General features: G+C 76.1%; 4 protein-coding genes. 3 read left to right on the forward strand and 1 reads right to left on the reverse strand.

Features of this window, described 5'->3' with window-relative positions:
- Positions 1-26: 26 nt before the first annotated feature.
- Positions 27-2,177, reverse strand: coding sequence for a SpoIIE family protein phosphatase (locus IE251_RS26520; protein WP_189755524.1), 2,151 nt, complete (start codon positions 2,175-2,177; stop codon positions 27-29).
- Between the two features lie 1,389 nt (positions 2,178-3,566).
- Between IE251_RS26520 and IE251_RS26525 the strand changes: the two genes are divergently transcribed.
- The 3 genes from IE251_RS26525 (at position 3,567) to IE251_RS26540 (ending at position 26,306) form a co-directional block, all read left to right on the forward strand.
- The gene (locus IE251_RS26525) at positions 3,567-4,775 is read left to right on the forward strand and encodes a cytochrome P450 (protein ID WP_189755525.1); all 1,209 of its coding nucleotides are present in this window, start codon (positions 3,567-3,569) and stop codon (positions 4,773-4,775) included.
- A gap of 101 nt (positions 4,776-4,876) precedes the next feature.
- Complete coding sequence (locus tag IE251_RS26530; RefSeq protein WP_189755526.1) at positions 4,877-6,250, forward strand: serine hydrolase domain-containing protein; 1,374 nt, start codon at positions 4,877-4,879, stop codon at positions 6,248-6,250.
- A 535-nt stretch (positions 6,251-6,785) separates the two neighbouring features.
- Entirely contained in the window at positions 6,786-26,306 is a 19,521-nt protein-coding gene (locus IE251_RS26540) for a non-ribosomal peptide synthase/polyketide synthase (protein WP_229896940.1), read from the forward strand.
- Positions 26,307-26,318: the final 12 nt, after the last annotated feature.

A 26,318-nucleotide genomic window follows, 5' to 3' on the forward strand; every position in this document is an offset into this window, starting at 1 on the left:
GGTCCCGCCGATGGGCGGCCGGGCGTTCAGCCGTCGGCGCGGGCCCGGAGCAACAGGACCGCCACGTCGTCCACCCGTTCCCGAGCCGCCACGCTGTGCCGGACCACCTCGTCCGCCAGGCTCTCCAGCGGCTGGTCGCCCACGTCCGCGAGCAGCCCGCCGAGGTCCGCCAGCGCGTCCTCGATGTCGACGCCGCGAGACTCCACCAGCCCGTCGGTGTACAGGACGAGGACCGAGCCGGGGGCCAGGGACACCTCGGTCGTGGGATACACGGCCGAGGCGTCGATGCCCAGCAGCGGGCCCCCGGCCAGGTCCAGCACCCGTACCTTCCCGTCCGGCCGGCGCAGCAGCGGCGGCGGATGGCCCGCCCGCGCCATCACGGCCCGCCCGTGCGCCGGGTCCAGCCGCAGATACAGACAGCTGGCGAACAGCTCGGCGCCGAGATCGATCAGCAGCCGGTTGGTGCTGCTGATCACCTCGTGCGGTGCCTGCCCCACCGTGGTGTACGCCCGTACGCCGGTGCGGATCTGTCCCATCAGGCCCGCCGCGGTCACATTGTGCCCCTGGACGTCCCCGATCACCGCCGCCGGCAGCGGCCGGGCCGGCACCAGGTCGTAGAAGTCGCCGCCGATCTCCATGCCGTGCGTGGCGGGCAGATAGCGGGCCGCCGCCTCGATGCCGGGCAGCGGCGCCAGCGAGTGCGGCAGCAGCGCCTGCTGGAGACCGTGCGCCAGGCTGTGCTTCGCGTCGTAGAGCCGGGCCCGCTCCAGGGCCTGCGCGATCAGCCCGCCGAGCGAGGTCAGCACCGCCCGCTCGTCGGCGGGGAACACATGCGGCTCGGCGTACGCCAGCACACACGTGCCCACCGGCCGGCCGGAGGCGATCAGCGGCAGATACGCCCAGGCCGCGAAGCCGTCCGGGGTCTCGTGCCGGCTCGGATACAGCCGCTCCAGCTGCGCCCGTGAGTCGAAGAACGCCGGCACGCCGGTGCTGAGCGCCTGTGTGCCCGGGGTCCGCTCGGCCAGCGGCAGCCCCTCGAACCGCTCCACGATGTGCGGGTCCCGGTAGCCGCGGTGCCCGAGCACCCGCATCCGCCCGCCCTCGGAACCGAGGATGGCCATCGCCTGGCTGCCGACGGCGGGGGCCACCTCGTCCCAGACCAGCTGCACCACGTCCCGCACCCCCACCGCCTCGGTCAGCGCGCCCGCCAGGCCCAGTACCTGGGAGATCGTCATCAGCCGGGACGGGCCCGGGGCGGCCTGCCGGGCCCCGTGCGGGGCGTCCGTCACCGAGTGGGCCCGGCTGACGCGCACACTCAGCCCGGTGGTGCTCGGGTACAGCCGGAACCACAGCCAGTCCCCGGGCGGGCGCAGCGCCACGAACGACGCCATCTGCTGGCTGAGCAGCGCCGCCCGGTAGCGGTCCTCGTACATCGGGTCGTTCAGCCAGGGCACCGACGCCCACAGCGGAGTGCCGAGCAGCTCGCCGGCCGGCCGGCCGAGCAGTTCGGCGGCGGCCGGGTTCACGAAGCCGATCCGGCCGTGCAGATCCAGTGACATCAGCCCGTACGGCAGCCGGGACACCAGCCGGACCGCCTCGACCGAGCCCAGCGTCTCCGCCACCGTCGCGGCCCCGGCCACCGAGGACGCCTGTGTGTCCTCCCCCGGGCCGTGCGCCCCGGGCCACGCCGCCGACCGTTCCAGCCGCAGCGCCAGCCGCTCGCAGGCCGCCCACAGACGGTCGCGCTCGGCGTCGGTCAGCTCCGGCGGATGCCCGCCGGGCCAGGTCACGAACACCGCCCCGTACACCTGCCGCTCCGTCGCCACGGGCAGCGCGGCCAGCGCGAACGGATACGGCAGCACCACCGCGATGCGCGGGTAGCAGCGGGCCATCTCCTCCTCGCCGCCCACCCACACCAGGCGCCGTCCGCACACCGCGTCCACCACCGGCAGCGGGGCGCTCAGCCCCACCCGCTCCCACGGCGCCGCGAACGCCCGGGGCATGCCCGCGTGCACCGCCATCTCCAGGACCGGTTCGTCGGGGCGGAGCAGGTACACCGCACCGGAGTGCGCGTGGACCTCGTGCATCATCGACACCAGGGCGAGCGACAGCACCGGCTGGGCGGCCGTCCCCCCGTCGGCCGTCGGCGCCGGCTCCGGCCCCGGCCCGTCGGACACGCCGACCACCTCCTCCGGCCGCGTGCCGTGTCCAGGGCACAAGACTCCCTCGGGGCGGCGCCCGGCGCACGGCGAAACGGTCCCGGCGCCCCCGCCGCGCCGCGCGGTGCTCCGTGTCCCCCGTCCGGTTGCCGCCCCGCGCGGGGGGTGCGGGGGAGGGGGCTCGGCCGGTCGCTGTCGAGGGGGCCGGCTCGGCCGGGCGTGGCTCGTCGTGGCGCGCCCGTCGGGCGGGGCGCACGGTGCCGGTCGGCGGGCGGCGCGCGCGATCGGGGTTTCGCGGGCGGCGCGCCCAGTCGGTGTTTCGACGTGCGGGGCGCACGGTTGGGCGTGCGGTGCGCGTGTGGTGTGCGGATGGCTTCTGTGCGCCCCCCCTGGCACGCCACGATGGCCGAAATCACAGACATGCGAGAGGGGCGGTGGATTCCGGATCCCGCAGCGGTCCGGTGCCGGGGCGACGGGGTGCGGGGCGGGCCGGATGCGGGGCCGGCGGGGCCAAGTCGCCCACGGCGTGTCGCGTCGTCGTCCGCGCGGCGGGTCCAGCGTGTCCGGTGGCCGAATCGTCACCACAGATCAGGCGAGGTTCGGCCAACCCGTCGTACCGGGCGGTAGGGCACCGTCCGGGAGGCCGGGGGAGCGGGCAGCGGCTCCACAGGCGTCCCTCTGGCATCTTTTTCCCCGCGCCCGGTTTGCCGGTGAGCCGCCGGGGCACACGCGGGGGCGACGATCAGGCCGCCGTCTCCACGCGCGTCAGGGGCCCCGGCGAGTGGCCCGATGATGACGCAAAAGCATCGGCACAGTACTCTCCGTTCAACTTCAGGGGGTTGCTTGCGCGTGACGCACCGTGAAGACTGTGGCCGAGTTCCCTCGAAACGAAGGTGTCCCGGGGTGTGCACCATGCCCATCACGGGGTGGCATCCGCTCCCCACGGGAGGGCGGGCGCCGAGAACGCGTCATCTCGCACCTCGTTTCGAACGGCCGGGCTGGGGGCCCGCTGTCGTACAGGAGCCGGGAGGGTCCCGCGCGATCGCTGCGCGGGAGGTATCGCCGAGGGGATGGGGTTATGTCGGGTTGGCGCGCCACACGACCGGGCTCGCCGCGGGGCCGTGGCCGGCCGCGCGGTCGCCGCGTCCTGTATCGCACGTTCCGCCTCCTGTATTGCACGTGTTGAGGGCCAGGGGCCCGCTCCGGCGTCGGACGGACGGCGACTGACCGACTCGCCGCGCACCACCAAGGCCGCGCGGGCCGCGCGCTGCCTCCGGTCCGATGTCCGGAAAACGTCGGCACAGCCGTGTCCGGAACCGCTCGCGCCCCGGGCGCCCGGGGTCCCGAGGAGCCTCGGTGTGTGACTCCCGCGTGCCCGCACGCGCCACCCGCTAGCAAGGAGACAAGGTGATCAGCAAGCAACCGACGGGCGACCGCCTCCTGTTGGAGGAGTTGCCCGACCGCTGGCGGGGCTTACGCGAGGCCGGGCCGGTGCGGTACGACGCGACACAGGGCGTCTGGCAGGTGCTGGACCACCAGTCGGTCGCCACCGTGCTCGCCGACCCGGCGACGTACTCCTCGGACCTGTCCGCCCTCACCCCCACCCAGCCCGACTTCGAGACCTTCCGGCAGGGCAACTTCGTCGGCATGGACCCGCCCGCCCACCGCAGACTCCGTGCCCTGGTGAGCCAGGCGTTCACCCCCCGGGTCGTGCAGGGACTCGGGCCCCGTATCGAGGCCGTCTGCGCCCGGCTGCTGGACGCCGTCGCCGACCGCGACCGGTTCGACCTGGTCGAGGCGCTGGCCTACCCGCTGCCGATCATCGTCATCGCCGAACTGCTCGGCATCCCGGCCGGCGAACACCGGCTCTTCCAGGAGTGGGCGGGCGTGCTGTTCGGCGGCGACCAGCTCGGCGAGGCGCCCGACATGGCCGACCTGGAGCGGGCGCTGGAAGCCATCGCCCCCACGGTGCGCGAGATGAACGGCTACATGCTGGAGCACATCCGCGCCCGCCGCGCCGACCCCGGCGACGACCTCACCAGCAGACTCATCGCCGCCGAGGTGGACGGCGTGCGCCTGCGGGACGAGGAGATGGTCGGCTTCGTGGCGCTGCTGCTGGTCGCCGGGCACATCACCACCACCGCGCTGCTCGGCAACGCCGTCGTCGCCTTCGACCGCCACCCCGGCACGCACGCCGCGCTGCGCGCCGACCCCGCGCGCATCCCGGCCGCCGTCGAGGAGGTGCTGCGCTGGCTGCCGCCCTTCCCGGAGCTGGGCCGCCGGGTCACCCGCCCCGTGGTCCTCGGCGGCCACGAACTCCCGGCGGACACCCTGCTGATGGCCCATCTGGGCGCCGCCAACCGGGACCCCGCCCGGTTCGCCGCGCCCGACGTCTTCGACGTGACCCGGAGTCCCAATCCCCATCTCACCTTCGGGCACGGCATCCACTTCTGTTTCGGCGCACCACTGGCCCGGCTGGAGGCACGGATCGCCCTGCGTATGTTGCATGAACGATTCCGCATGCTGGTGATCCCCTCCTACGAGGACATCGCCTACCAGAACCCGGCCGTCATCGTCGGCGTACGACAGCTGCCCGTCGAGGTCGGCAGACCCTAGTCCCGGCGCGTGCAGCGCCCTCCGGCCGGCCCCCGTACCGCTCGTCACGGGCCGGACCGGCACGCCCGCACCACAGACCCATCCAACGGAGTCCCCTTCTCATGCCGTACACCATCCCCGCCGCTCCGGCCGCCTCCCGGACACCGTCCCCCTCGCCCCGGGAGTCGCGGGAACCGCACCGGGAGTTGCAGGACCGTCTCGACTCCCTCGCCCGGACCCACCGGGTGCCCGGAGCCCAACTGGCCCTGGACACCGGCACGGACGTGATCGCCGTACACACCGGCACGGCCGACGTCACGACCGGCGGCCCCTTCGCCGCGGGCACCGCCGTCCCGCTGGGCTCGCTCACCAAACCCTTCACCGCCGCGCTCGTCCTGCTCCTGGCCGACGACGGCGACCTCGACCTGGACGAACCCGCCGCCGGCCAGCTCCCCGAACTGGCCGGGATACCCCAGGTGACGATACGTCACCTTCTCGCGCACACCGGCGGGTTGCCCACCGGGCCCGATTCGGACACCGCCGCCACGACCACCGCCGCCCGCTATCTCGCGGCCGTCTGCACCGACCGCGACCTGCTGTTCGCGCCCGGCACCGACTTCTCCTACTCCAACGCCGGCTACGTCGCCGCCGGACGGCTGGTGGAGACGGTCACCGGCATGCCGTGGCCCGAGGCGGTCCGGGCGCTGCTCCTCGAACCCCTCGGCATCCGACCCGTGTTCACCGGTGACACCGCGCCCGCCCGCCCCGTGGCCGCCGGGCACGCCGTCAACACCGCGACCGGGCAGGCCCGTCCGGCCCGGCAGAACCTGGCACCGCTGGAGGCACCGGCCGGCGCGCTGCTCGCGAGCGCCCTGGACCTGGTCGCGTTCGGCAACGCGCTCACCGGCCGCTCGGACCTGCTGCCGCCCGCCGTCGCCAAGGAGATGCGCCGGCCCGAGAGCGCCGCCCGCCCCGGCACGCTGGCCGACGGCTGGGGCCCCGGACTGGCCCTGTACCGGCGGGACGACCGGATCTGGGGCGGCCACGACGGCAACGCCCAGGGCACGTCCTGCCATCTGCGGGCGGACCCGGAGAGCGGGGTCGTGGTCGCCTTCACCGGCAACTCCGCGTCCGCGACCGCGCTGTGGCGCGACCTCGCCGAGGAGGTGACCCGGATCACCGGCATCCCGGTGCCGGCCGGCCCGCACACCGTGGACCGGGGGCGGCCCGTCGACCTGCCCGGCTGCGTGGGCACGTACCGCAACGGCACCACGACCTACCGGGTCGCGCCCGGTCCCGACGGCGCGCCGGCCCTCTCCGTGGACGGGGACCTGCCCCTCCCGCTGGTCTGTTACGCCGACCTGTCCTGCGATCTGCGCGATCCGGCCAGCGGGCGGCTCGAACCCGGAGGACGCTTCCACCGCGATCCGGCCACCGGCCTGGTCGACCGGGTGCAGATCTCCGGACGCACGGCCCGCCGGACCGACGACGGCTGAGGCGGGGCACCGCCGGCAGCGGTTCCGGTGCCGGTCTCACCCGGTGCCTGAGCCGTGCCGGTTCCAGTCCGGCTCCGGGGGCTGATGCCGTGCTGGTCGCGGTGCCGAGTCCTGGTCGCGGTTCCGAGTCCCGGTTCCGGTTCCCGTTCGCTTCTCGCTTCGGTTGCGCTGGTGTGGCCGGTTTCGCGGGTACGGCCGGCGGGGAACCGGCGGCTGCCGTGGGCCCGGGGGCTCGGCTCCGGCCGTGGTCCTGGCCGCCGGTGCGGTGTGGTGCGGTGTGGTGCGGTGTGGTGCGGTTCGGTGCGGTCCGGTGCGCCGGGTTCGTCCGTCGTCGGAGACCAGGCATCGCTTCAGGCCGCCAGGCGCCGGTTCCGGCCGCCAGGCACCGGTCACCGCTCCCGGACACCGATCAGCGCCGCCCGCCCCGCATTGCCGCCCCGTCACGTACGCGCGGTGACCCGCGCCCTTCCCCCGCCCCGGGGCCCACCGGGGCCGCCCCGCGCCGTATCGCCCCGCTCTCCGAAGGACTTCACCCATGACGGACCTGCACGACAAGCCCGCTCCGGCGTCCTCCCTGCCGCAGGCCGGCCCCGCCGCCGGCCTGCCGGAGCGCGGCGCGGCACCGGCGCACCCGACGCTCGGCGAGCTGTTCACCGCCTGGGTGGCCCGCACTCCGGACGCACCGGCCCTCACCGACGGGCGGCGGACCTGGACCTACCGGGAACTGGCCGCCCGTGCCGAGCGGCTGGCCGCGCACCTGGTACGGCGGGGGGCCGGGCCGGACCGGGTGGTGGCCCTGGTCCTGCCGCGCTCCATGGAGCTGATCGCGGCCGAGCTGGCCGTCGCGCGGGCGGGCGCCGCCTTCCTGCCGGTGGACCCCGCCTACCCCGCCGAGCGCCGGGCGCTGATGCTCGCCGACGCCGGGCCCGCCGTCACCCTCGACGATCCGCGCCGGGTCGGCGAACTGCTGGAGACGGGCGAGCCGCCGGCCGCCGAGGACGACACCGGCCGGCGGGCCGACGCCGACGCCGGCCACGCGGCGTACGTCATCTACACCTCCGGCTCCACCGGCACCCCCAAGGGCGTCACGGTCACCCATCGCGGCCTCGGCGGCTTCACCTCGGCCGCCGCCGAACGGTACGCGGTGGGCCCCGGCGACCGGGTGCTCCAGTTCTCCTCGCCGAGCTTCGACGCCTCGGTGCTGGAGCTGTGCGTGTCCGTCCTGTGCGGCGCCACGCTGGTCGTACCGCCGCACGGGCCGTGGCTCGGCGACGAACTCGCGGCGGTCCTGGACGAGTACCGCATCACCCACGCCCTGATCCCGCCCGCCGCGCTGGCCACCCTGCCCGACCCCGCGCAGGGCACCGCGCGCCACCTGCGCACGCTGATCGTGGGCGCCGAGGCATGCCCGGCGGGGCTCGTGGACCGCTGGGCGCCCGGCCGCCGCATGATCAACTCCTATGGTCCGACCGAGGCCACGATCGTCGCCACCTGGACCGGGCCGCTCACCGCCGGCCGGGGCACCCCGACGATCGGCGGTGCCCTGCCGCACACGCGGGTGTACGTCCTGGACGCCGCGATGCGGCCCGTGCCGCCCGGTGCGGACGGGGAGCTGTTCGTCGGCGGTGACGCGGTGGCCCGGGGGTACCTGGGCCGGCCGGGCCTGACCGCCGCGCGCTTCGTCGCCGACCCCTTCGGCACGCCCGGCGCGCGGCTGTACCGCACCGGGGACCGGGCGCGCTGGACCGCCGACGGGGAACTGGAGTTCCTGGGCCGGCTGGACCGGCAGGTGAAGATCCGCGGCTTCCGCATCGAGCCCGGCGAGATCGAGGCGGCCCTGCGGCGCGCGGGCGGTGGGGCGGTCGGCGAGGCGGTGGTCGTGGTCCGCGAGGACGACCCGGGCCACCAGCGCCTCGTCGCCTACGTCACCCCGGCGGGACAGCCGGCACCCACCACCCCGACCGACGCCGCGCCGGCCGACCCGGCCGTCCTGTCCGACTCCGGCGAGTCGCGTGATGCCGCCGGTCCGGCCGGCGTTGCCGAGCCGGTCGACTCGGCCGCCGTGACCGCCGCCGCCGAGTCGCGTGATGCCGCCGCTCCGGCTGAGGTCGCCGAGCGGGCCGACTCTGCGGTCCTGGCTGACTCCGGTGAGCCCCGCGATTCCGCCGGGCGGGCCAACTCCACCGCCCCGACCGGCGGCGCCGAGTCCGCCGATTCCGTTGGCCGGACCGGTGGCGCCGGGTCGGCCGACTCCGCAGCCGTGGCCGGCGCCGAGCCGACAGACGTTGCCGAGTCCCGCGATGCCGTCGCCCCGGCCGGCGCCGCAGGGCTGGGCGACTCGGCCGACCTGTCCGACTCCGGCGAGCCCCACGAGTCCGCCGAGTCCCCCGCCTTGACCGGGGGCGCCGAGTCCGCCGAGTCCCCCGCCCCGACCGGCGGCGCCGAGCCCGCCGACTCCGCTGGCCGGACCGGCGGCGCCGGGTCGGCCGACTCCGCCGAGCAGGCTGCCTCCGCCGCCTTGTCCGACGCCGCCGAGCCCCGCGATCCCGCCGAGCGGGCCACCTCTTCCACCCCGGCCGACGCCACCGAACGGGCCGACTCCGCCGAGCCGGTCAATTCCGCCGCCCTGCCAGAATCCGCTGAGCCTCGCGATTTCGCCGGGCAGTCCAGCTCCGTTGCCCCGACCGGTGGCGCCGGGCCGGTTGCTTCCGCCGCCCCGACCGACTCCGCCGAGCCCCGTAACCCCGCACCGCCGGCCGCCGCCCCGGCCAACCCCGCCCAGTCGCTCGATCCCGTCTCCCTCCGTGCCGCCGTAGGCCGTCTGTTGCCCGCGCACATGGTGCCCGCCGTTGTCGTGGTGCTGGAGCGGATGCCGCTGACCCCGCAGCACAAGATCGACCGGCGGGCGTTGCCCGCGCCGGAACGGGCGGTCGTGGGCGGGCGGGTGGCGCCCCGGTCGGAGGGGGAGCGGGTGCTCGCCGCGATCTGGGCCGAGGTGCTGGGTGTCGACGCGGTCGGGGTGACCGACGACTTCTTCGACCTCGGGGGCGAGTCCCTGCTCGCCGCGCGGGTGCTCGCCCGGGTCCGGGACGAGCTGGGGGTCCGGCTGACCCTGCGGGACGTGTTCACCGCGCGGACCGTCGCCGCCCTCGCCCCGCTGCTCGCCGACCCGTCGGCCACCGTGGCCCCGGAGCCGATCCCGCCGGCCCCGGCCGAAGGCGCCCTGCCCATGTCCAGCGCGCAGCGGCGGCTGTGGTACCTGGACGATCTCTCCGACGGCGGCACCGAGTACAACACCGGCGTGGCCCTGCGGCTGCGCGGCGCCCTGGACCCGGACGCGCTGCGCCGCTCCCTGCACCGGCTCGCGGCCCGCCACGCCTCCCTGCGCACCACCTTCGCCACCGCCGACGGGCAGGGCGTCCAGCGGGTCGCGCCGCAGCCGGAGCTGCCGCTGCGGACGGCCGACCTCTCCGGCGCGCCGGACGCCGAGGAGGCCGTGGAGGCGCTGCTCACCGAGGAGCTGGAGCGGCCCTTCGACCTGGCGGCGGGCCCGCTCACCCGGGCCCTGCTCGTCCGGCTGGGCGCCGAGGAGCACGTACTGCTCCTGGCGCAGCACCACATCGTCACCGACGGCTGGTCGGTCGGCGTCCTCACCCGCGAACTCGCCGCCCTCTACCACGCCGAGACCACCGGCGAGCCCGCCGGACTGCCCGAACCCGCCGTGCAGTACCCGGACTTCGCGCTGTGGGAGCGGCGGCAGCGGGCCGGTGACGCGGACACCACCGATCTCGCCTACTGGAAGCGGCACTTGGCGGGACTTCAGCAGCTGGAGCTGCCCACGGACCGGCCCCGTCCCGCCGTGCGCACCACCGTCGGCGCGGCCCACCGGCACGAGCTGCCCGCCGAGTTGGTGACCCGGCTGCACCGGCTGGCCGCCGGCCGCGGCACCACGCTGTTCACCCTGTTCGCCGGCGCGTCCGCGCTGCTGTTCTCCCGCTACTCCGGACAGCGGGACATCGCGTTCGGCACCGTCACCACCGGGCGCGGCCGGCGGGACCTGGAGGACGTGCCCGGGTTCTTCGCCAACACCGTGGTGCTGCGCGGGGAGGTGGACGAGCGGGCCACCGTGGACCGGTTCGTGGAGAGCATGCGGACGACCGTGCTGGACGCCTTCGCCCACGACGGCGTGCCCTTCGACCGGGTGGTGGAGGAACTCGCCCCGCCCCGCGACCCCAGCCGCACCCCGCTGGTCCAGGCGCTCGTCGTACAGCAGAGCCCGCTGCCCGTGCCGCCGCTCGCCGGGGGACTGCGTCTGGCCGAGCACCCGCTGCCCCGCCCGGGCGCCCGCTTCGACCTGGTCCTGGAGTTCACCCCGGACCCGGACGGCGGCTCGGTCCTGACCGTCGAGTTCAACACGGACCTGTTCGACGCGGCGACCGTGGCCCGGATGACCGCCCATCTGCACCGCCTGCTGGAGGGCATGGCGGACGGCCCGGGCCGCACCCTGGCCGAACTGCCCATGCTCTCCGCCGCGGAGCAGCGCACCCTGGTGGACAGCTGGAACCCGCCCGCCCGCCGGCTCCGGGAGAGCGGGCACGCCACGCTGCCCGAGCTGCTGCACGGCCAGGCGGCCCGCACCCCCGGCCGTACGGCGGTGATCTGCGGACCGGACCGGCTGGCGTACGCCGAGGTGGCCCGGCGTGCCAACCGGCTGGCCCGGCGGCTCGTCGCACGCGGCGCGGGCCCGGAGACCCTGGTCGCCCTGTGCCTGCCGCGCACCGCCGACCTCGTGCCCGTGCTGTGGGCGGTGCTCACCGCGGGCGCCGCCTACCTCCCCGTCGATCCCGGCTACCCCGCCGAGCGGGTCCGGCTCATGCTCGCCGACGCCCGGCCCGCCCTCGTCGTCGCCACCCGGGAGACCGCCGCCGCCCTGCCCCCGGACTGCGACCCGCTGTTCCTGGAGGACGCCACCGGCCCGGCGGTGCCCGACACGCCCCTCACCGACGCCGACCGGCTCCGCCCGCTGCTGCCGGACCACCCCGCGTACGTCATCTACACCTCCGGCTCCACCGGCCGCCCCAAGGGAGTGGTGGTCACCCACCGCACCGTCACGGCGCTGGCCCGGTGGGCGGGGGAGCGGTTCGGCGCCGAGGGGCTGGACCATGTGATCGCCGCGACCTCCCTCAACTTCGACGTCTCCGTCTTCGAACTGCTCTGCCCCCTCACGGCCGGCGGCACCGTCGAGGTGGTCGCCGACCTGCCGGCCCTCGCCGACGGCACCGGACCACGGCGGGCCGGGCTGCTCAGCGGGGTGCCGTCCGTCGTCTCCCGGCTGATCGCGGGCGGCACCGCACCCGTGACCGCCGGGACCGTCGTCCTCGCCGGCGAGGCCCTGCCCGCCCAGACGCTGCACGAGCTGCGCGCCGCCCTGCCCGGCTGCCGCATCGCCAACATCTACGGCCCCACCGAGGCCACCGTGTACGCCACCGCCTGGTTCGCCGGGGACCGGCTGCCCGGGCAGGCCCCGCCCATCGGCGCCCCGGTGGCGCTCACCCGGGCCTATGTCCTGGACGGCGCCCTGCGGCCCCAACCCGTCGGCGTCACCGGCGAGTTGTACCTCGGGGGCGGCGGGCTGGCCCGCGGCTACCTGAACCGTCCCGGACTGACCGCCACCCGGTTCGTCGCCGATCCGTTCGGCGCGCCGGGGGAGCGCATGTACCGCACCGGTGACCTGGTGCGCCGCCGCGCCGACGGCACGCTGGAGTACGTCGGCCGGACCGACCAGCAGGTCAAGGTGCGCGGCTTCCGCATCGAGCTGGGCGAGGTGGAGGAGGCGCTGCGCGGCTGCGCCGGCGTGGCCGAGGCCGCCGCCGTCGCCGCCACGGACCGCGACGGCCACCGGCGCCTGGTCGGCTACGTCGTCCCGGCCGCCGGTCAGCGGACCGAACCCGAGGCCGTACGCCGGGAACTGGGCCGTACGCTGCCCGACTACATGGTCCCCTCGGCCGTCGTCGTGCTGGACGCCCTGCCGCTCAGCCCGAACGGCAAGCTCGACCGCGGCCGGCTCCCCGACCCCGGGCCCGCCGTGCGCGCGGTACGGCATGTGGCGCCCCGCACGCCCACCGAGCGCGCGCTCGCCGCGATCTGGGCGGAGGTGCTGCGGGCGGAGCGGATCGGCGTCGACGACAACTTCTTCGAACTCGGCGGCGACTCGATCCTCAGCATCCAGGTGGTGGCCCGGGCCCGGCAGGAGGGCCTGCCGCTGACCTCCCGGGACGTCTACCAGCACCAGACGGTGGCCGCCCTGGCCCGCCGCGCGGACGCCGCCGGCGGCCCGCGCGCGGCCGCCCCCGCACCGGAGGCGGCCACCGGCACCGCCCCCCTGACCCCCATCCAGCACTGGCTGTTCGACACCGCCGCCGAACGCGCCGGCCACTTCGCCCAGGCGCTGTCCGTCCGGCTGCCCGAGGACCTGGACCCGACGGCGCTCGAGGACGCGCTGAACGACCTGGTCGCCCACCACGACGCCCTGCGCTCCCGCTTCACCCCCGACGGCCCGGACGGCCGGCCCGCCTGGGCGGTGGAGGAGCGGGCGCCCCGCCTCCGTCTGGCCCGCCACACCGGACCGGAGACCGACACCCCCCACTTCGGCCCCTTCGACCTCGCCCGGGGACCGCTGCTGCGGGCCGTGCTGCACGACACCGGCGCCGGCCGGCCCCCGGTGCTGCACCTCGCCGTCCACCACCTGGTGGTCGACGGCGTCTCCTGGCGGCTGCTGCTGGAGGACCTGGACCGCGCCTACCGGGCCCGCCGCGCCGGCCGCGACGGCGCCGCCGCGCTGCCCGCCAAGTCCTCGCCGCTGCGCCGGTGGGCCCACCGGCTGGCCGCCCACGCGGCGGACGGCGGCTTCGACGACGAACGCGCGTACTGGGCCCGGGCCCTGTCCGAGCCCGCCCCCGCGCTGCCGACCGGACCGGCCGGCACCTACGCCCAACAGCGCGCGCTCACCGTGCGGTTGAGTCCCGAGGACACCTCGGCGCTGCTGCGCACCCTGCCCGACACCTACCGCACCCGGGCCAACGACGTCCTGCTCGGCGCCCTCGGCCGGGCCCTGTGCGGCTGGAGCGGCCGGGACCGGGTGCTGGTCGACGTCGAGGGACACGGCCGCGAGGACCTCTTCCCCGAGCTGGACATCAGCCGCACGGCCGGCTGGTTCACCACCCGGTACCCCGTCGCGCTCGCCGTCCCGGAGGACGCCGGCTGGGACACCGTACTGAAGCGGGTCAAGGAGCAGCTGCGCGCCGTACCCCGGCACGGCCTGGGGTACGACGTCCTGCGCCGGCTCGCCGGTCCCGGAGCGGCGCCGCCCGCCGCCGACGCGCGGATCAGCTTCAACTACCTGGGCCGCATGGAGCTGCCGCAGGACCCCGACGGCCTCTACCGGGGCACCGTACGCCCGCTGGAGCTGGACGCCGACCCGGCCGCCGCCCGCCCGCACGCCCTGGAGGTCGTCGGGCAACTCGTGGACGGACAGCTGGAGTTCACCTGGTTCTACGCCGACGGGCCGCAGCGCGAGGAAGAGGTCGCGGACCTCGCCGGGCGGTACGCCGCCGCGCTCGCCGACCTGGCCCGGTACGCCGCCCGCCCGGGTGCCGCCGGCCGTACCCCGTCCGACTTCCCGCTGGCCCGGCTCGACCAGGCCGCCGTCGACCGGATCACCGGCCCGGACCCGGCGGCGGTGGCGGACGTGTACCCGCTCACCCCCACCCAGGCGGGCATGCTCTTCCACGGCCTGTCCCAGGACGACCGCGGTGTCTACCTCCAGCAGCTGACGTTCGTCCTGGACGGCGTGCCCGACCCGGGTGCCCTCGCCGCCGCCTGGCAGCACGTGACCGACCGCACCGAGACGCTGCGCTCCCGGGTCGTCTGGCAGGACGTGCCCGAGCCGCTGCTGGTGGCGGCGCGCCACGCGGACCTGCCGGTCACCCACCTGGACTGGCGCGACCTGTCCGAGGACGAGCGCCGCGCCCGCCTGGACGACGTGCTCGCCCGGGACCGCGCCGAGGGCATCGACCTCGGGCGGGCCCCGCTCCAACGCCTGCTCCTGGCCCGCCTGTCCGGGACCGCCGTGCGTGTGGTGTGGACCTTCCACCATCTGCTGCTGGACGGCTGGAGCCTGTTCCAGGTCCTCTCGGACGTCTTCGCCCACCACGCCGGGGCCGCCCCCGACACCCTCCCGCACCGCCCGCCGTACCGGGACTACGTGGCCTGGCTGCGGCGCCGCGACCCCGCCCCGGCCGAACGGCACTGGCGCCGCCGCCTGTCCGGGCTGGCCGAGGCCACCCCGCTGCCCTACGATCGCGAGCCGCGCGAGGCCCACCGCGCCGAGTCCACCCACGCCGTGCGCCGTGCGCTGCCCCCGGCCGCCACCCGGGCGCTGAAGGAGCTGGCCCGGACCTCCGGCCTCACCCTCAACACCCTGGTCCAGGGCGCCTGGGCGTTGCTGCTGGCCCGGCAGGCGGGCCGGGACGAGGCGGTGTTCGGCACCACCGTCGCCGGACGGCCGCCCGAGCTGCCCGGCGCCGACACCATGACCGGTCTGTTCATCACCACCCTGCCCACCCGGGTCACCGTCCCCGGCCACGGCACCCTGCTGGACTGGCTGCGCGCCCTCCAGCACGACCAGAGCGAGGACCGCCGATTCGACCACCTGCCGCTCACCCGGCTGAAGACGTTCACCGAACTCCCCGAGCGGGCCGGTCTGTTCGACAGCATCGTGGTCTTCGAGAACTACCCGGTCGACGACGACCTCGCCGCCGCCCACGGGCTGCGCCTCAGCGGCCTGGAAGGCGTCGAGACCACCAACTACCCGCTGAGCCTGACCGCCTACCCGGGCCCGGAGCTGACGCTGCGGCTCGGCTACGACCCCGGGCTGTTCGACACCGCGACGGCCGAGCGCATGGCCGAGTACCTGACCGTCCTGCTCACCCACCTGCCCGCCGGTGCCCACCGCCCGCCAGCCCGGCTGCCGCTGCTCGCCCCGGACCGCCGCGCGCAGGTGCTGAGCGCCTGGAACGACACCGCCACCGACCTGCCCGACACCACCGTCGCCGCCCTCTTCGCCGCGCAGGTGCGCCGCACTCCGGACGCCGTGGCCCTGGACGCCGGGGACACCCGCCTCACCTACCGCGAACTGGACGCCAGAGCGGGCGAGCTGGCGGCCCGCCTGGCCGGACTCGGGGTACGGCCGGAGCGCCCGGTCGGTGTGCTCATGGACCGGTCGGCGGAACTGATCGTCGCCCAGCTGGCCCTCGTCCGCACCGGCGGCGTGTACGTGCCGCTGGACGGCAGGGCCCCGGCCGAACGGCTGCGCCGGATGCTCGCCGAGGCGGGCGCGGACCTGCTGCTCACCGACGCCGGCCGGGAGCGTACGGCCCGTGAACTGCTGCCCGCGGGCGGGGTCCTGCGGGTGGACGACACTTCCGGCGCACCCGACGCCGGCCCGGCGCACACCGTCCACCCCGACAACGTCCATTACCTGATGTTCACTTCGGGCTCCACCGGCACCCCCAAGGGGGTCGCGGTGCGGCAGCGGGACGTCGCCGCGCTCGCCCTGGACCGGGCCTTCGCCGGGCACGACCGGGTCCTCGTGCACTCGCCGCACGCCTTCGACGCCGCCACCTACGAGGTGTGGGTGCCGCTGCTGCGCGGCGGCACGGCCGTCCTCGCCCCGCCCGCCGGCCTCGACGCCGCCCAGGTCCGCCGCGCCATCACCGAGCGGGGGGTGACCTGCCTGTGGCTGACCGCCGGCCTGTTCCGGCTGCTCGCCCAGGAGGACCCCGGCTGCCTGCGCGGCGCCCGCGAGGTGTGGACCGGCGGCGAGGCCGTGCCCGGCGCGGTCGTCCGCCGGGTCCTGGACGCCTGCCCCGATCTGACCGTCGTGGACGGCTACGGCCCCACCGAGACCACCACCTTCGCCACCCGCCGCGTCTTCCGCTCCGGCGACCCGCTGCCCGCCGTCCTGCCCATCGGCCGCCCCCTGGACAACACCCGCGTCTACGTCCTGGACGCCTCGCTCCAGCCCCAACCGCCCGGCATCCCGGGCGAGTTGTACATCGCGGGCGCGGGCCTCGCCCGGGGCTACGCGGGCCGGCCCGGCGCGACCGCCGCCCGCTATGTCGCCGACCCCTACGGGCCGCCCGGCACCCGGATGTACCGCACCGGCGACCTCGTGCGCTGGAGCGCCGACGGCGAACTGCACTTCGTCGGCCGCGCGGACGACCAGATCAAGATCCGCGGCTTCCGGGTCGAACCCGCCGAGATCGAGGCCCGCCTCACCGCCCACCCCGCCGTCGCCGAGGCCGTCGTCTCCCTTTACGAAGACGCCGGACGCAAACGGCTCGCCGCCCACCTCGTACCGGCCGAAGGCGCCGATGTGCCCTCCGCCGCCGGGCTGCGCGCCCACCTGGCGGCCGGACTGCCCGACTACATGCTGCCCGCCGCGTTCGTCACCGTGCCCGAGCTGCCGCTGACGGCCAACGGCAAGGTCGACCGGCGGCGGCTGCCCGCCCCCGACTGGGCGGCGGGCGCCGAACGGACCCACCGCGAACCGCGCACCGACACCGAACGGACCCTCGCCGGGATCTGGGCCGAACTGCTCGGCGTCGAACGCGTCGGCGTGGACGACAACTTCTTCATGCTGGGCGGCGACTCCATCCTCAGCATCCAGGTGGTCTCCCGGGCCCGTGCCGCCGGACTCGCCCTCACCCCCCGCGATCTGTTCCGGCACCCCACGGTGGCCGCACTGGCCGCCGCGGGCGGCGGAGCCGCGCCCGCCGTCGCCGGCACCGCACCGGTCGCCGGACCGGCCGGCCTCACCCCGATCCAGCACTGGTTCCTGGACGCCCGGCCCGCGCACCCCGCCTTCTTCAACCAGTCCGTCGTGATCGAGACACCCGGCCCCGTGGACGAGGACGCCCTGCGCCGCGCCCTCACCGCGCTGTGGACCCGCCACGACGCCCTGCGCGCCCGGTTCCGCCGCGAGGGCGACGGCGCCTGGCACCAGGACATCACCGCCCACGACGGCCCCGCCCCCGAACTGCTCCGGGTCCACGACCCGCGGGACGAGGAAGGCGTCACGGCGGCGACCCACGCGCGACTCGACCTGGAGACAGGCCCGTTGTTCGTCGCCCGCCTGTTCACCGCCGACGGTACCGGGCCCGCCCGGCTGCTGCTCGTCGCCCACCACCTGGTGGTCGACGGCGTCTCCTGGCGGATCCTGCTGGAGGACCTGGAGACCGCCTACCGGCAGGCCGCCGCCGGCGAGCCCGTACGGCTGCCCGCCCGCACCACGTCCGCGGCCGAGTGGGTCCGCCGGCTGCGCGAGAGGGACCTCACCGGACAGCTGCCCCACTGGGAGCGGACCGCCCGCGCGTGCGCCGAACCCCTGCCCGTCGACTCGGCCGGCGGCAACACCATGGCCGACCTCCGCGAGGTCACCGTACGGCTCGACCGCGAGCGCACCGACGCCCTGCTGCGCCGGGTGCCCGGCGTCTACCGCACCCGCGTGGACGACGTCCTGCTCACCGCGCTGGGCCGGGTCCTCGCCGACTGGACGGAACGCGCCACCGTCGCCGTCGGCCTGGAGGGACACGGCCGCGAGGACCGGTGGGCCGAGGACGTCGACCTGTCCCGCACGGTCGGCTGGTTCACCGCGCTCCACCCGGTCGCCCTGACCGTCCCGGCGGGGGACTGGGGCACCGCCCTGAAGTCGGTGAAGGAACAGCTGCGGGCCGTACCCGACCGGGGACTCGGCTACGGCGTGCTGCGCCACCTCGCCCGCGACCCACGGCTCACCACCGCCCCCGAACCCGGCATCAGCTTCAACTACCTGGGCCGCTTCGACTGGTCCGCCGACGACGCCGCCCTGGTCCGGTCGGTGCCCGGCGGCCTGGGCGGCGCGGAGGCACCGGACACCGAGCGGCCGCACCTGCTGGACGTCGTGGCCCGCGTCGAGGACGACCGGCTGGAGATCACCTGGCACTACAGCGGCGGACGCCACCGCGAGGAGACCGTCACCGCCCTCGCCGAGGGCATGCTGGACGCGCTCGGCGGCATCGTCGCCCACTGCGCCCGCCCCGACGCCGGCGGCCGCACCCCGTCGGACTTCCCGCTGGCCCGGCTCGACCAGGCCGCCGTGGACCGCATCGCCGGCGACGGCCGGGACGTGCAGGACATCTACCCGCTCACGCCGATGCAGGAGGGCATGCTCTTCCACAGCCTGCTCGACCCCGCCGGCCGCACCTACGTCAACCAGGTCCAGCTCGTGCTGGCCGGCGTCACCGACCCGCACGCGCTCGCCGAAGCCTGGCAGCACACCGCCGACGCCAACCCCGTGCTGCGCACCGGTCTGGTCTGGCAGGAGACCCCCGAACCGCTCCAGGTCGTCCGGCACCGGGCCACCGTGCCCGTCACCCACCACGACTGGTCCGCATGGCCCGAGGAGCGCCGCGCACCCGAACTGGACCGGCTGCTCGCCGAGGACCGCGAGCGGGGGATCGACCTCGCCGCCGCGCCCCTCATGCGACTGACCCTGATCCGGCTGGGCCCGGACCGGGTCCGCCTGGTGTGGACCTTCCACCACGTCCTGCTCGACGGCTGGAGCGCCGCCCAGGTCTTCGAGGAGGTGTGCGAGCGGTACGCCGCCCTGACCTCCGGGCGCCGCCCGCACACCCCCGAGCGCAAGCCCTTCGCCGACTATCTGCGCTGGCTCGCCGGGCGCGACACCGGCAAGGCCGAGCGGTACTGGCGCGCCACCCTCGCGGGCTTCCAGGCACCCACCGAACTGCCCCGCGACCGGCGGCCCGCCGAGGCCCACCGCACCTCCTCCTCCGGCTCCGTGCGCATGACCCTCGGCCCGGACCTCTCCGCCCGGCTGCGGGAGACCGCCCAGCACCACGGGCTCACCCTCAACACCGTGCTCCAGGGCGCCTGGGCGCTGCTGCTGTCCCGCTACGGCGGCGGCACCGACGTGGTGTTCGGCACCACCGTCTCCGGCCGGCCCGCCGAACTGCCCGGCGTCACCTCGATGGTGGGCCTGTTCATCAACACCCTGCCCACCCGGGTCCGTGTCGACGGCTCCCGCCCGCTGCCCGAGTGGCTGCGCGAGATCCAGACCGCCCAGTCCGAGGCCCGCCGCCACGACTTCGTCTCGCTGGCCCAGATCCAGTCCTGGAGCGAACTGCCGGGCGGCACCAGCCTGTTCGACTCCCTCGTGGTCTTCGAGAACTACCCCTTCGACCCGGACGCGCCGGCCCGGCACGGCCTCACCATGGAACCGGAACGGGATTTGGAGCCGACCAACTACCCGCTCAGCGTGGTCGTCGCGCCCGGCGACACCCTCACCGTGAACCTGGACCACGACCCGGCCGCCTTCGACACCGCCACGGTCACCGCGCTCGGCGAGAGCCTGCGCACCCTGCTCACCGGCATGGCCGGCGGTCTCGACCGCCGCCTGGCCGACCTGCCGCTGCTGGACCCGGCCGAGGAGCGCGCGCTGGTGGCCCGGTTCGGCGGACGGACGGCCGAGGCACCCCGGGGCACCCTGCCCGACGCGTTCCGCCGGCAGGCCGAGCGCACCCCCGGCGCCCCGGCCGTCCGCCACGGCGACCAGGTACTCACCTACCGCGAGCTCGACGCCCGCTCCGACCGGCTCGCCCGGCGGCTCATCGCCGCCGGCGCCGGCCCCGAACGCTTCGTCGCCCTCTGCCTGCCCCGCACCGCCGACCTGGTGACCGCGCTCCTCGCCGTGCTCAAGAGCGGCGCCGGCTATCTGCCCGTCGACCCCCAGTACCCGGCCGAACGCGTCGCGTTCCTCTTCGAGGACGTACGGCCCGACGCCGTGATCACCGCGCCCGAGACCGCCGGCCGGCTCCCCGAGGGCCCCTTCACCCGGATCCTGCTCGATGACCTGGAACCCGGGGCACCGGACACCCCGGTCGGCGACGACGAACGGCACGGCACCCTGCTGCCCGGCCACCCGGCGTACGTCATCCACACCTCCGGCTCCACCGGCCGCCCCAAGGGCGTCGTCGTCAGCCACGCCTCCGTGCTCGCCCTCACCGACTGGGCGGCGGCCGAGTTCACCGGGCGGGGACTGCACCACGTGGTGGCCTCCACCTCGCTCAACTTCGACGTGTCCGTCTTCGAGATCTTCGCGCCGCTGCTGTCCGGCGGCTGCGTGGAGATCGTCCGCGATCTGCTGGCCCTCGCCGAGCGCCCCGGGCCCTGGCGGGCCGGACTGCTCAGCGCGGTGCCCTCGGCCCTGGACCGGCTGCTCGCCGAGGACGCCGTACGGATCACCGCCGACACCGTCGTCCTGGCGGGGGAGGGACTGCCCGCCCGGACCGTGCGCCGGGTCCGCGACGCCATCCCCGGCAGCGAGGTGCGCAACATCTACGGCCCCACCGAGGCCACCGTCTACGCCACCGCCTTCACCTGCGACCCCGCCGACCCCGACCGGGACCCGCCGATCGGGCGGCCGCTCGGCGGCGCCCGCGCCCACGTCCTGGACGAACGGCTGCGCCCGGTGCCCGTCGGCGTCCCCGGCGAGCTGTTCCTCGCCGGGACCGGTGTCGCCCGCGGCTACCTCGGCCGCCCCGGCCTGACCGCCGCCCGCTTCCTGCCCGACCCGTTCGGCCCGCCGGGCAGCCGCATGTACCGCACCGGCGACCGGGTCCGCTGGACGGCCGACGGCGACCTCGTCTACCTCGGCCGCGGCGACGACCAGGTCAAGGTGCGCGGCTTCCGCATCGAACTCGGTGAGGTGGAGGCCGCGCTGGCCCGCCACCCGGCCGTGGCCGCGGCGGCGGCCCGAGTGATCGAACACGCCGGCCACCGCCGCCTCGTGGGCTACGTGGTGCCACGTACGCCGGCCGCGCCGGACGACTCCGGGGTGCCGGGTGCGGCCGCTGTGCCGGGTTCCGGCGGTTCCGGGGTTCCGGTGTCGGCGATGTCCGCCGGTGCGGAGGGGCCCGGCGTGGTCGTCCCCGACTCCGCCGAGCTGCGGGCCTTCCTCGCCCGCAGTCTGCCCGACCACCTCGTCCCCGCCCTCGTCGTCCCGCTGGAGCGGCTGCCGCTGGGGGCCACCGGCAAGCTCGACCGGAGGGCGTTGCCCGTGCCCGAGTGGGCCGCGCCGGCCACCGGCACGGCCGGGCGGCCGCCGCGTACCGAGGCCGAACGGATCCTCGCCGCGATCTGGACCGAGGTGCTGGGCGTGCCCGAAGTCGGCGCGGACGACAACTACTTCACGCTCGGCGGCGACTCCGTCCTCGGTATCCGCATCGTGTCCGCCGCCCGCCGGGCCGGTCTCGCGCTGACCCCCCGGCACCTGTTCACCCACCAGACCCTCGCCGAACTGGCCGCCGTGGCCGAGCGGTTGCCGGTCACCGCCGTCTCCGCCGAGCAGGGCCCGGTGACCGGCGACGCCCCGCTCACCCCCGTCCAGCACTGGCTGCTGTCCACCCTCACCGGCGACCCCGCCCACTTCAGCCAGACGGTCGCCCACGAGCTGGCCGCCGACCCCGACGAGACGCTGCTGCGGTCCGCCCTGGCCGTCGTACTGGAGCACCACGACGCGCTGCGCATGCGCTACGAGCAGGCGCCGGACGGCAGTTGGCGGCAGTACGGCACCCCGCCCGGCGACCGGGCCCCGCATCTGGAGGTGCACCACGGGGCGGACCCGGCAGCGGTGGCCGTGACCCTCGGCGCCGGGTTCGACCTGGCCGGCGGGCCGCTGCTGCGGGCCGCGCTGTGCCGGCCGGTCGACGGAACGCGTCCGGTGCTGTTGCTGGCCGCCCACCACCTGGTCGTGGACGCCGTCTCCTGGCGGCTGATCCTGGAGGACCTGGACACCGCCTACCGCGCGCTGCGGGACGGCGGACGCCCCGCCCTCGCCCCGAAGAGCACCGCGTTCCGGGACTGGGCACGACGGCTCGCCGCACACACCGAGGCGGGCGGCTTCGACGCCGAACTCCCTCACTGGCAGGGAACGGACACCGACGCCACGCTGCCCGTCGACCACCCCGGCGGCCCGAACACCGTCGCCGACGAGGACAGCGTGACCGTGGGACTCGACGCCGAGGAGACCCGCCGGCTGCTCCAGGAGGTGCCCGAGGCGTACCGCACCCGCGTCAACGACGTGCTGCTCACCGCGCTGGGCCGGGTCCTGGCCCGCTGGACCGGCCGGGACCGGGTGGCGGTGACCCTGGAGAGCCACGGCCGCGAGCAGCTGTTCGAGGACACCGACCTGGCCCGCACCACCGGCTGGTTCACCGCGATGTACCCGGTCGCCCTGGACGTGCCCCGGGACGCCGGCCCCGGCACCACGCTGAAGTCCGTCAAGGAGAACCTGCGGGCCGTACCGCACGGCGGACTCGGCTACGGCGCGCTGCGTCACCTGCGCCCCGCCGTCGGCCGTGACCTGCCCGCCCTGCCGCCGGTCTGCTTCAACTACCTGGGCCGGCCGGACGCGGCCCCCGCCCCCGGCGGACTGCTGCACGCGCCCCACGGCGGCCTCACCGGCGGCATGGACCGCTCCGCGAACCGGCCGCACCTCCTCGACATCCTCGGCCAGGTCACCGAGGACCGACTCCGGTTCACCTGGTCGTACTCGCGCGGCCGGCACCGGCGGGAGACCGTCGCCCGGCTGGCGGCCGAACTGGCGGAGGAACTCCGCGCGATCATCCGGCACTGCGCCGAACCCGGCGCGGGCGGCCGCACCCCCTCGGACTTCCCGCTCGCCCCGCTGGACCAGGCGGCCGTGGACCGGCTCGTCGGCGACGGAGCCGGCGTCACCGACGTCTACCCGCTCACCCCCACCCAGACCGGCATGGTGATGCACGGCCTGGACGAGGCCGAACACGGCCTCTACGTCGAGCAGATCACCTTCGTGGCCGACGGCGCGCACGACCCCGCGACGCTGGCCGCGGCCTGGCGGCACGTGGTCGACCGCACCCCCGTCCTGCGCACCTCCGTCGCCCTGCGCGGCGTACCGGTGCCCCTCCAGGTCGTCCACCGGCACGTGACCCTGCCGGTCACCGAGCACGACTGGAGCACGCTGCCGGCCGAGCGGCACGCGGCGGAGCTGGAGCGGCTGCTCGCCGACGAGCGGGCCCGGGGCCTCGCCCTGGACCGGGCCCCGCTGCTGCGGCTCGCCTTGGTCCGGCTCGGCCCGGACGCGGTCCGGGTGGTGTGGACCTTCCACCACGTCCTGCTGGACGGATGGAGCGTCTTCCACGTCCTGTCCGACGTCATGGCCGCGCACGCCGCCCTGACCCGGGGCGAACGGCCCCGGCTGCCCGAGCGCCGGCCGTTCGCGGACTACGCCGCCTGGCTCGCCGCCCGGGACACCGCCGCCGCCGAGGAACACTGGCGCCACGCCCTGGCCGGGCTCGGCGCCCCCACCCCGCTGCCGTACGACCGGCGGCCCGCCCCGGGCACCACCGCCCGCTCCGGCACCTGGCTGTCCCGGCGGCTCGACCCGGGGCAGACACAGCGCCTGCACGAGTTCGCCCGCCGGCACCGCCTCACCCTCAACACCCTGGTACAGGGTGCCTGGGCGCTGCTGCTGGCGCGGTGGAGCGGGGAACGGGAGGTCTGCTTCGGCACCACCGTCTCCGGGCGGCCCGCCGGACTGCCCGGCGCCGACACCATCACCGGCCTGTTCATCACCACGCTGCCCGCCCGCACCGAGGTCGACGGCACCGCCCGCCCCGACACCTGGCTGCGCGCCCTCCAGGAGGCGCGGGCCGAGGACCGCCGCCACGACCACCTGCCCCTGAGCGAGCTGCACTCCTACACCCAACTCCCGCCGGAAACAGCGCTGTTCGACAGCCTGGTGGTATTCGAGAACTATCCGGTCGGAGACACGACCGCGGGCGCACACGGGCTCGCGCTGCGCGACCTGGACGCCCGGGAGGCCACCAACTACCCGCTCACCGTGGTCGTCTCGCCCGGCGACCGGCTCACCGTCGAACTCGGCTACGACCCCCGGTACTTCGGGCGGGCGACCGCCGACTCGATGGCGGAACAGCTCCTGCACACCCTGTGGGCGCTGGCCGCCCCGGACGACACCGCACGCCTGGACGACCTGGACGTGCTCCCGCCCGCGTACCGCGAACGGCTGCTGCGCGGCCCGTCCCGGCCCGCGCTCGGCCCGGTGCCCGCCGCCACCCTGCCCGCCCTCGTGGAAGCCGCCGTCGACCGGTGGCCCGCCGCGCCCGCGCTCGACGCGCCCGGCACGCTCCTCACCTTCGCCGAGACCGAGGCGCGGGCCAACCGGCTGGCGCACCGGCTCATCGCCCGCGGCGCCGGCCCCGGCGACCTCGTCGCGCTGCTGCTGCCCCGCTCGGCGGACATGGTGCTGGCCCAGCTCGCGGTGGCCAAGTCCGGCGCCGCGTTCCTGCCGGTGGACCCCGCCTACCCCGAGGAGCGGATCGCCCTGATGCTGCGCGACGCCGCCCCCGCCCTCACCCTGGACGCCAAGGAGATCGCCGCCCTGCTCGCCGCACCCCCGGACGACACCCCCGGACACCGGCCCACCGACGCCGACCGGAGGCGCCCGCTCGACCCGGACGACCCGGCCTACGTCATCTACACCTCCGGCTCCACCGGCACCCCCAAGGGCGTCGTCGTCACCCACCGGGGCCTCGCCGCGTTCAGCGCCGCCGAGGCCGCCCACTACCAAGTCGCCGCCGGGGACCGGGTACTGGCCTTCGCCACGCCCAGCTTCGACGCCTCCGTGCTGGAGCTGTGCATGTCCCTGCCGCACGGCGCCCGGCTCGTCGTACCCCGGCCCGGCCCGCTGCTCGGCGCCGAACTCGCCGGCGTACTGCGCGCCGAACGCGTCACGCACACCCTGCTGCCGCCGGCCGCGCTCGCCACCCTGCCCGCCGACACCCCCGGCACCCTGCCGGACCTGAAGACCCTGATCGTCGGCGCCGACGCGTGCGGCGCGGAACTCGTCGCCCGCTGGGCCCCGCACCACCGCATGGTCAACTCCTACGGCCCCACCGAGGCCACCGTCGTCGCCACCTGGTCCGCCCCGCTGGAGCCCGACGGCAGCGCGCCGCCCATCGGCCGCCCGCTGCCCGCCACCGGCGCCTACGTCCTCGACGCCCGGCTGCGGCCGGTCCCCGACGGCGTACCCGGCGAACTGTGGCTGAGCGGACCGGCGCTGGCCCGCGGCTACCTCGGCCGGCCCGGACTGACCGCCGCCCGGTTCCGTGCCGACCCGTTCGGGCCGCCCGGCACCCGCATGTACCGCACCGGCGACCTGGTGCGCCGCGACGGCGCCGGCGAACTGCACTACCTCGGCCGCACCGACCACCAGCTGAAACTGCGCGGCCACCGCATCGAGGCGGGCGAGGTCGAGGCGGTCCTGGTACGCCATCCGGGCGTGCTGGACGCCGTGGTGACCGTACGCGAGGACGAACCGGGCCTGCCGCGCCTGGTCGCCCACCTGCTCACGGCCCCCGGCGCCGAACCGCCCACCGCCGCCGCACTGCGCGAGCAGGCCGCCCGCTCGCTGCCGGGGTACATGGTGCCGTCGGCGTTCGTGCTGCTGGACCGCTTCCCGCTCACCGAGAACGGCAAGACCGACCGGACCGCGCTGCCCGCCCCGGCGCCGGCCGGGGAGGAGCGGGAACGCCCGGAGTACGTGGCGCCGCGCACGCCCACCGAGGAGGCGCTGGCCGAGCTCTGGGAGGAGGCCCTCCAGACGGCCGTGGGCGCCGAGGACGACTACTTCCTGCTCGGCGGCGACTCCCTGCGCGCCCTGCTCATCGCCTCCCGCGCCAACGACGCGTTCGGCGTCACGCTCACCCCCCGCGACGTCCTGGTCTCCCGCACGGTCGCCGCCCTGGCGGAACTCGTGGAGGAACAGGTGCTGAGCGAACTGGAAGCGGCCGCGTACGGCGGAGACGCACCAGACCCCGCCCACGGCGGACCCGACGACGAAGACGCCGCGTACGGCGGCCCCGACCACGACGAACGGTGAGGATCCGACGAC

The sequence above is a fragment of the Streptomyces eurythermus genome (assembly GCF_014649115.1).
Lineage (GTDB): Bacteria > Actinomycetota > Actinomycetes > Streptomycetales > Streptomycetaceae > Streptomyces > Streptomyces eurythermus.

Coding starts and splice junctions, on each gene's coding strand:
- IE251_RS26540 (WP_229896940.1), top strand. CDS start 6,786: ATGACGGACCTGCACGACAAGCCCGCTCCGGCGTCCTCCCTGCCGCAG.
- IE251_RS26530 (WP_189755526.1), top strand. CDS start 4,877: ATGCCGTACACCATCCCCGCCGCTCCGGCCGCCTCCCGGACACCGTCC.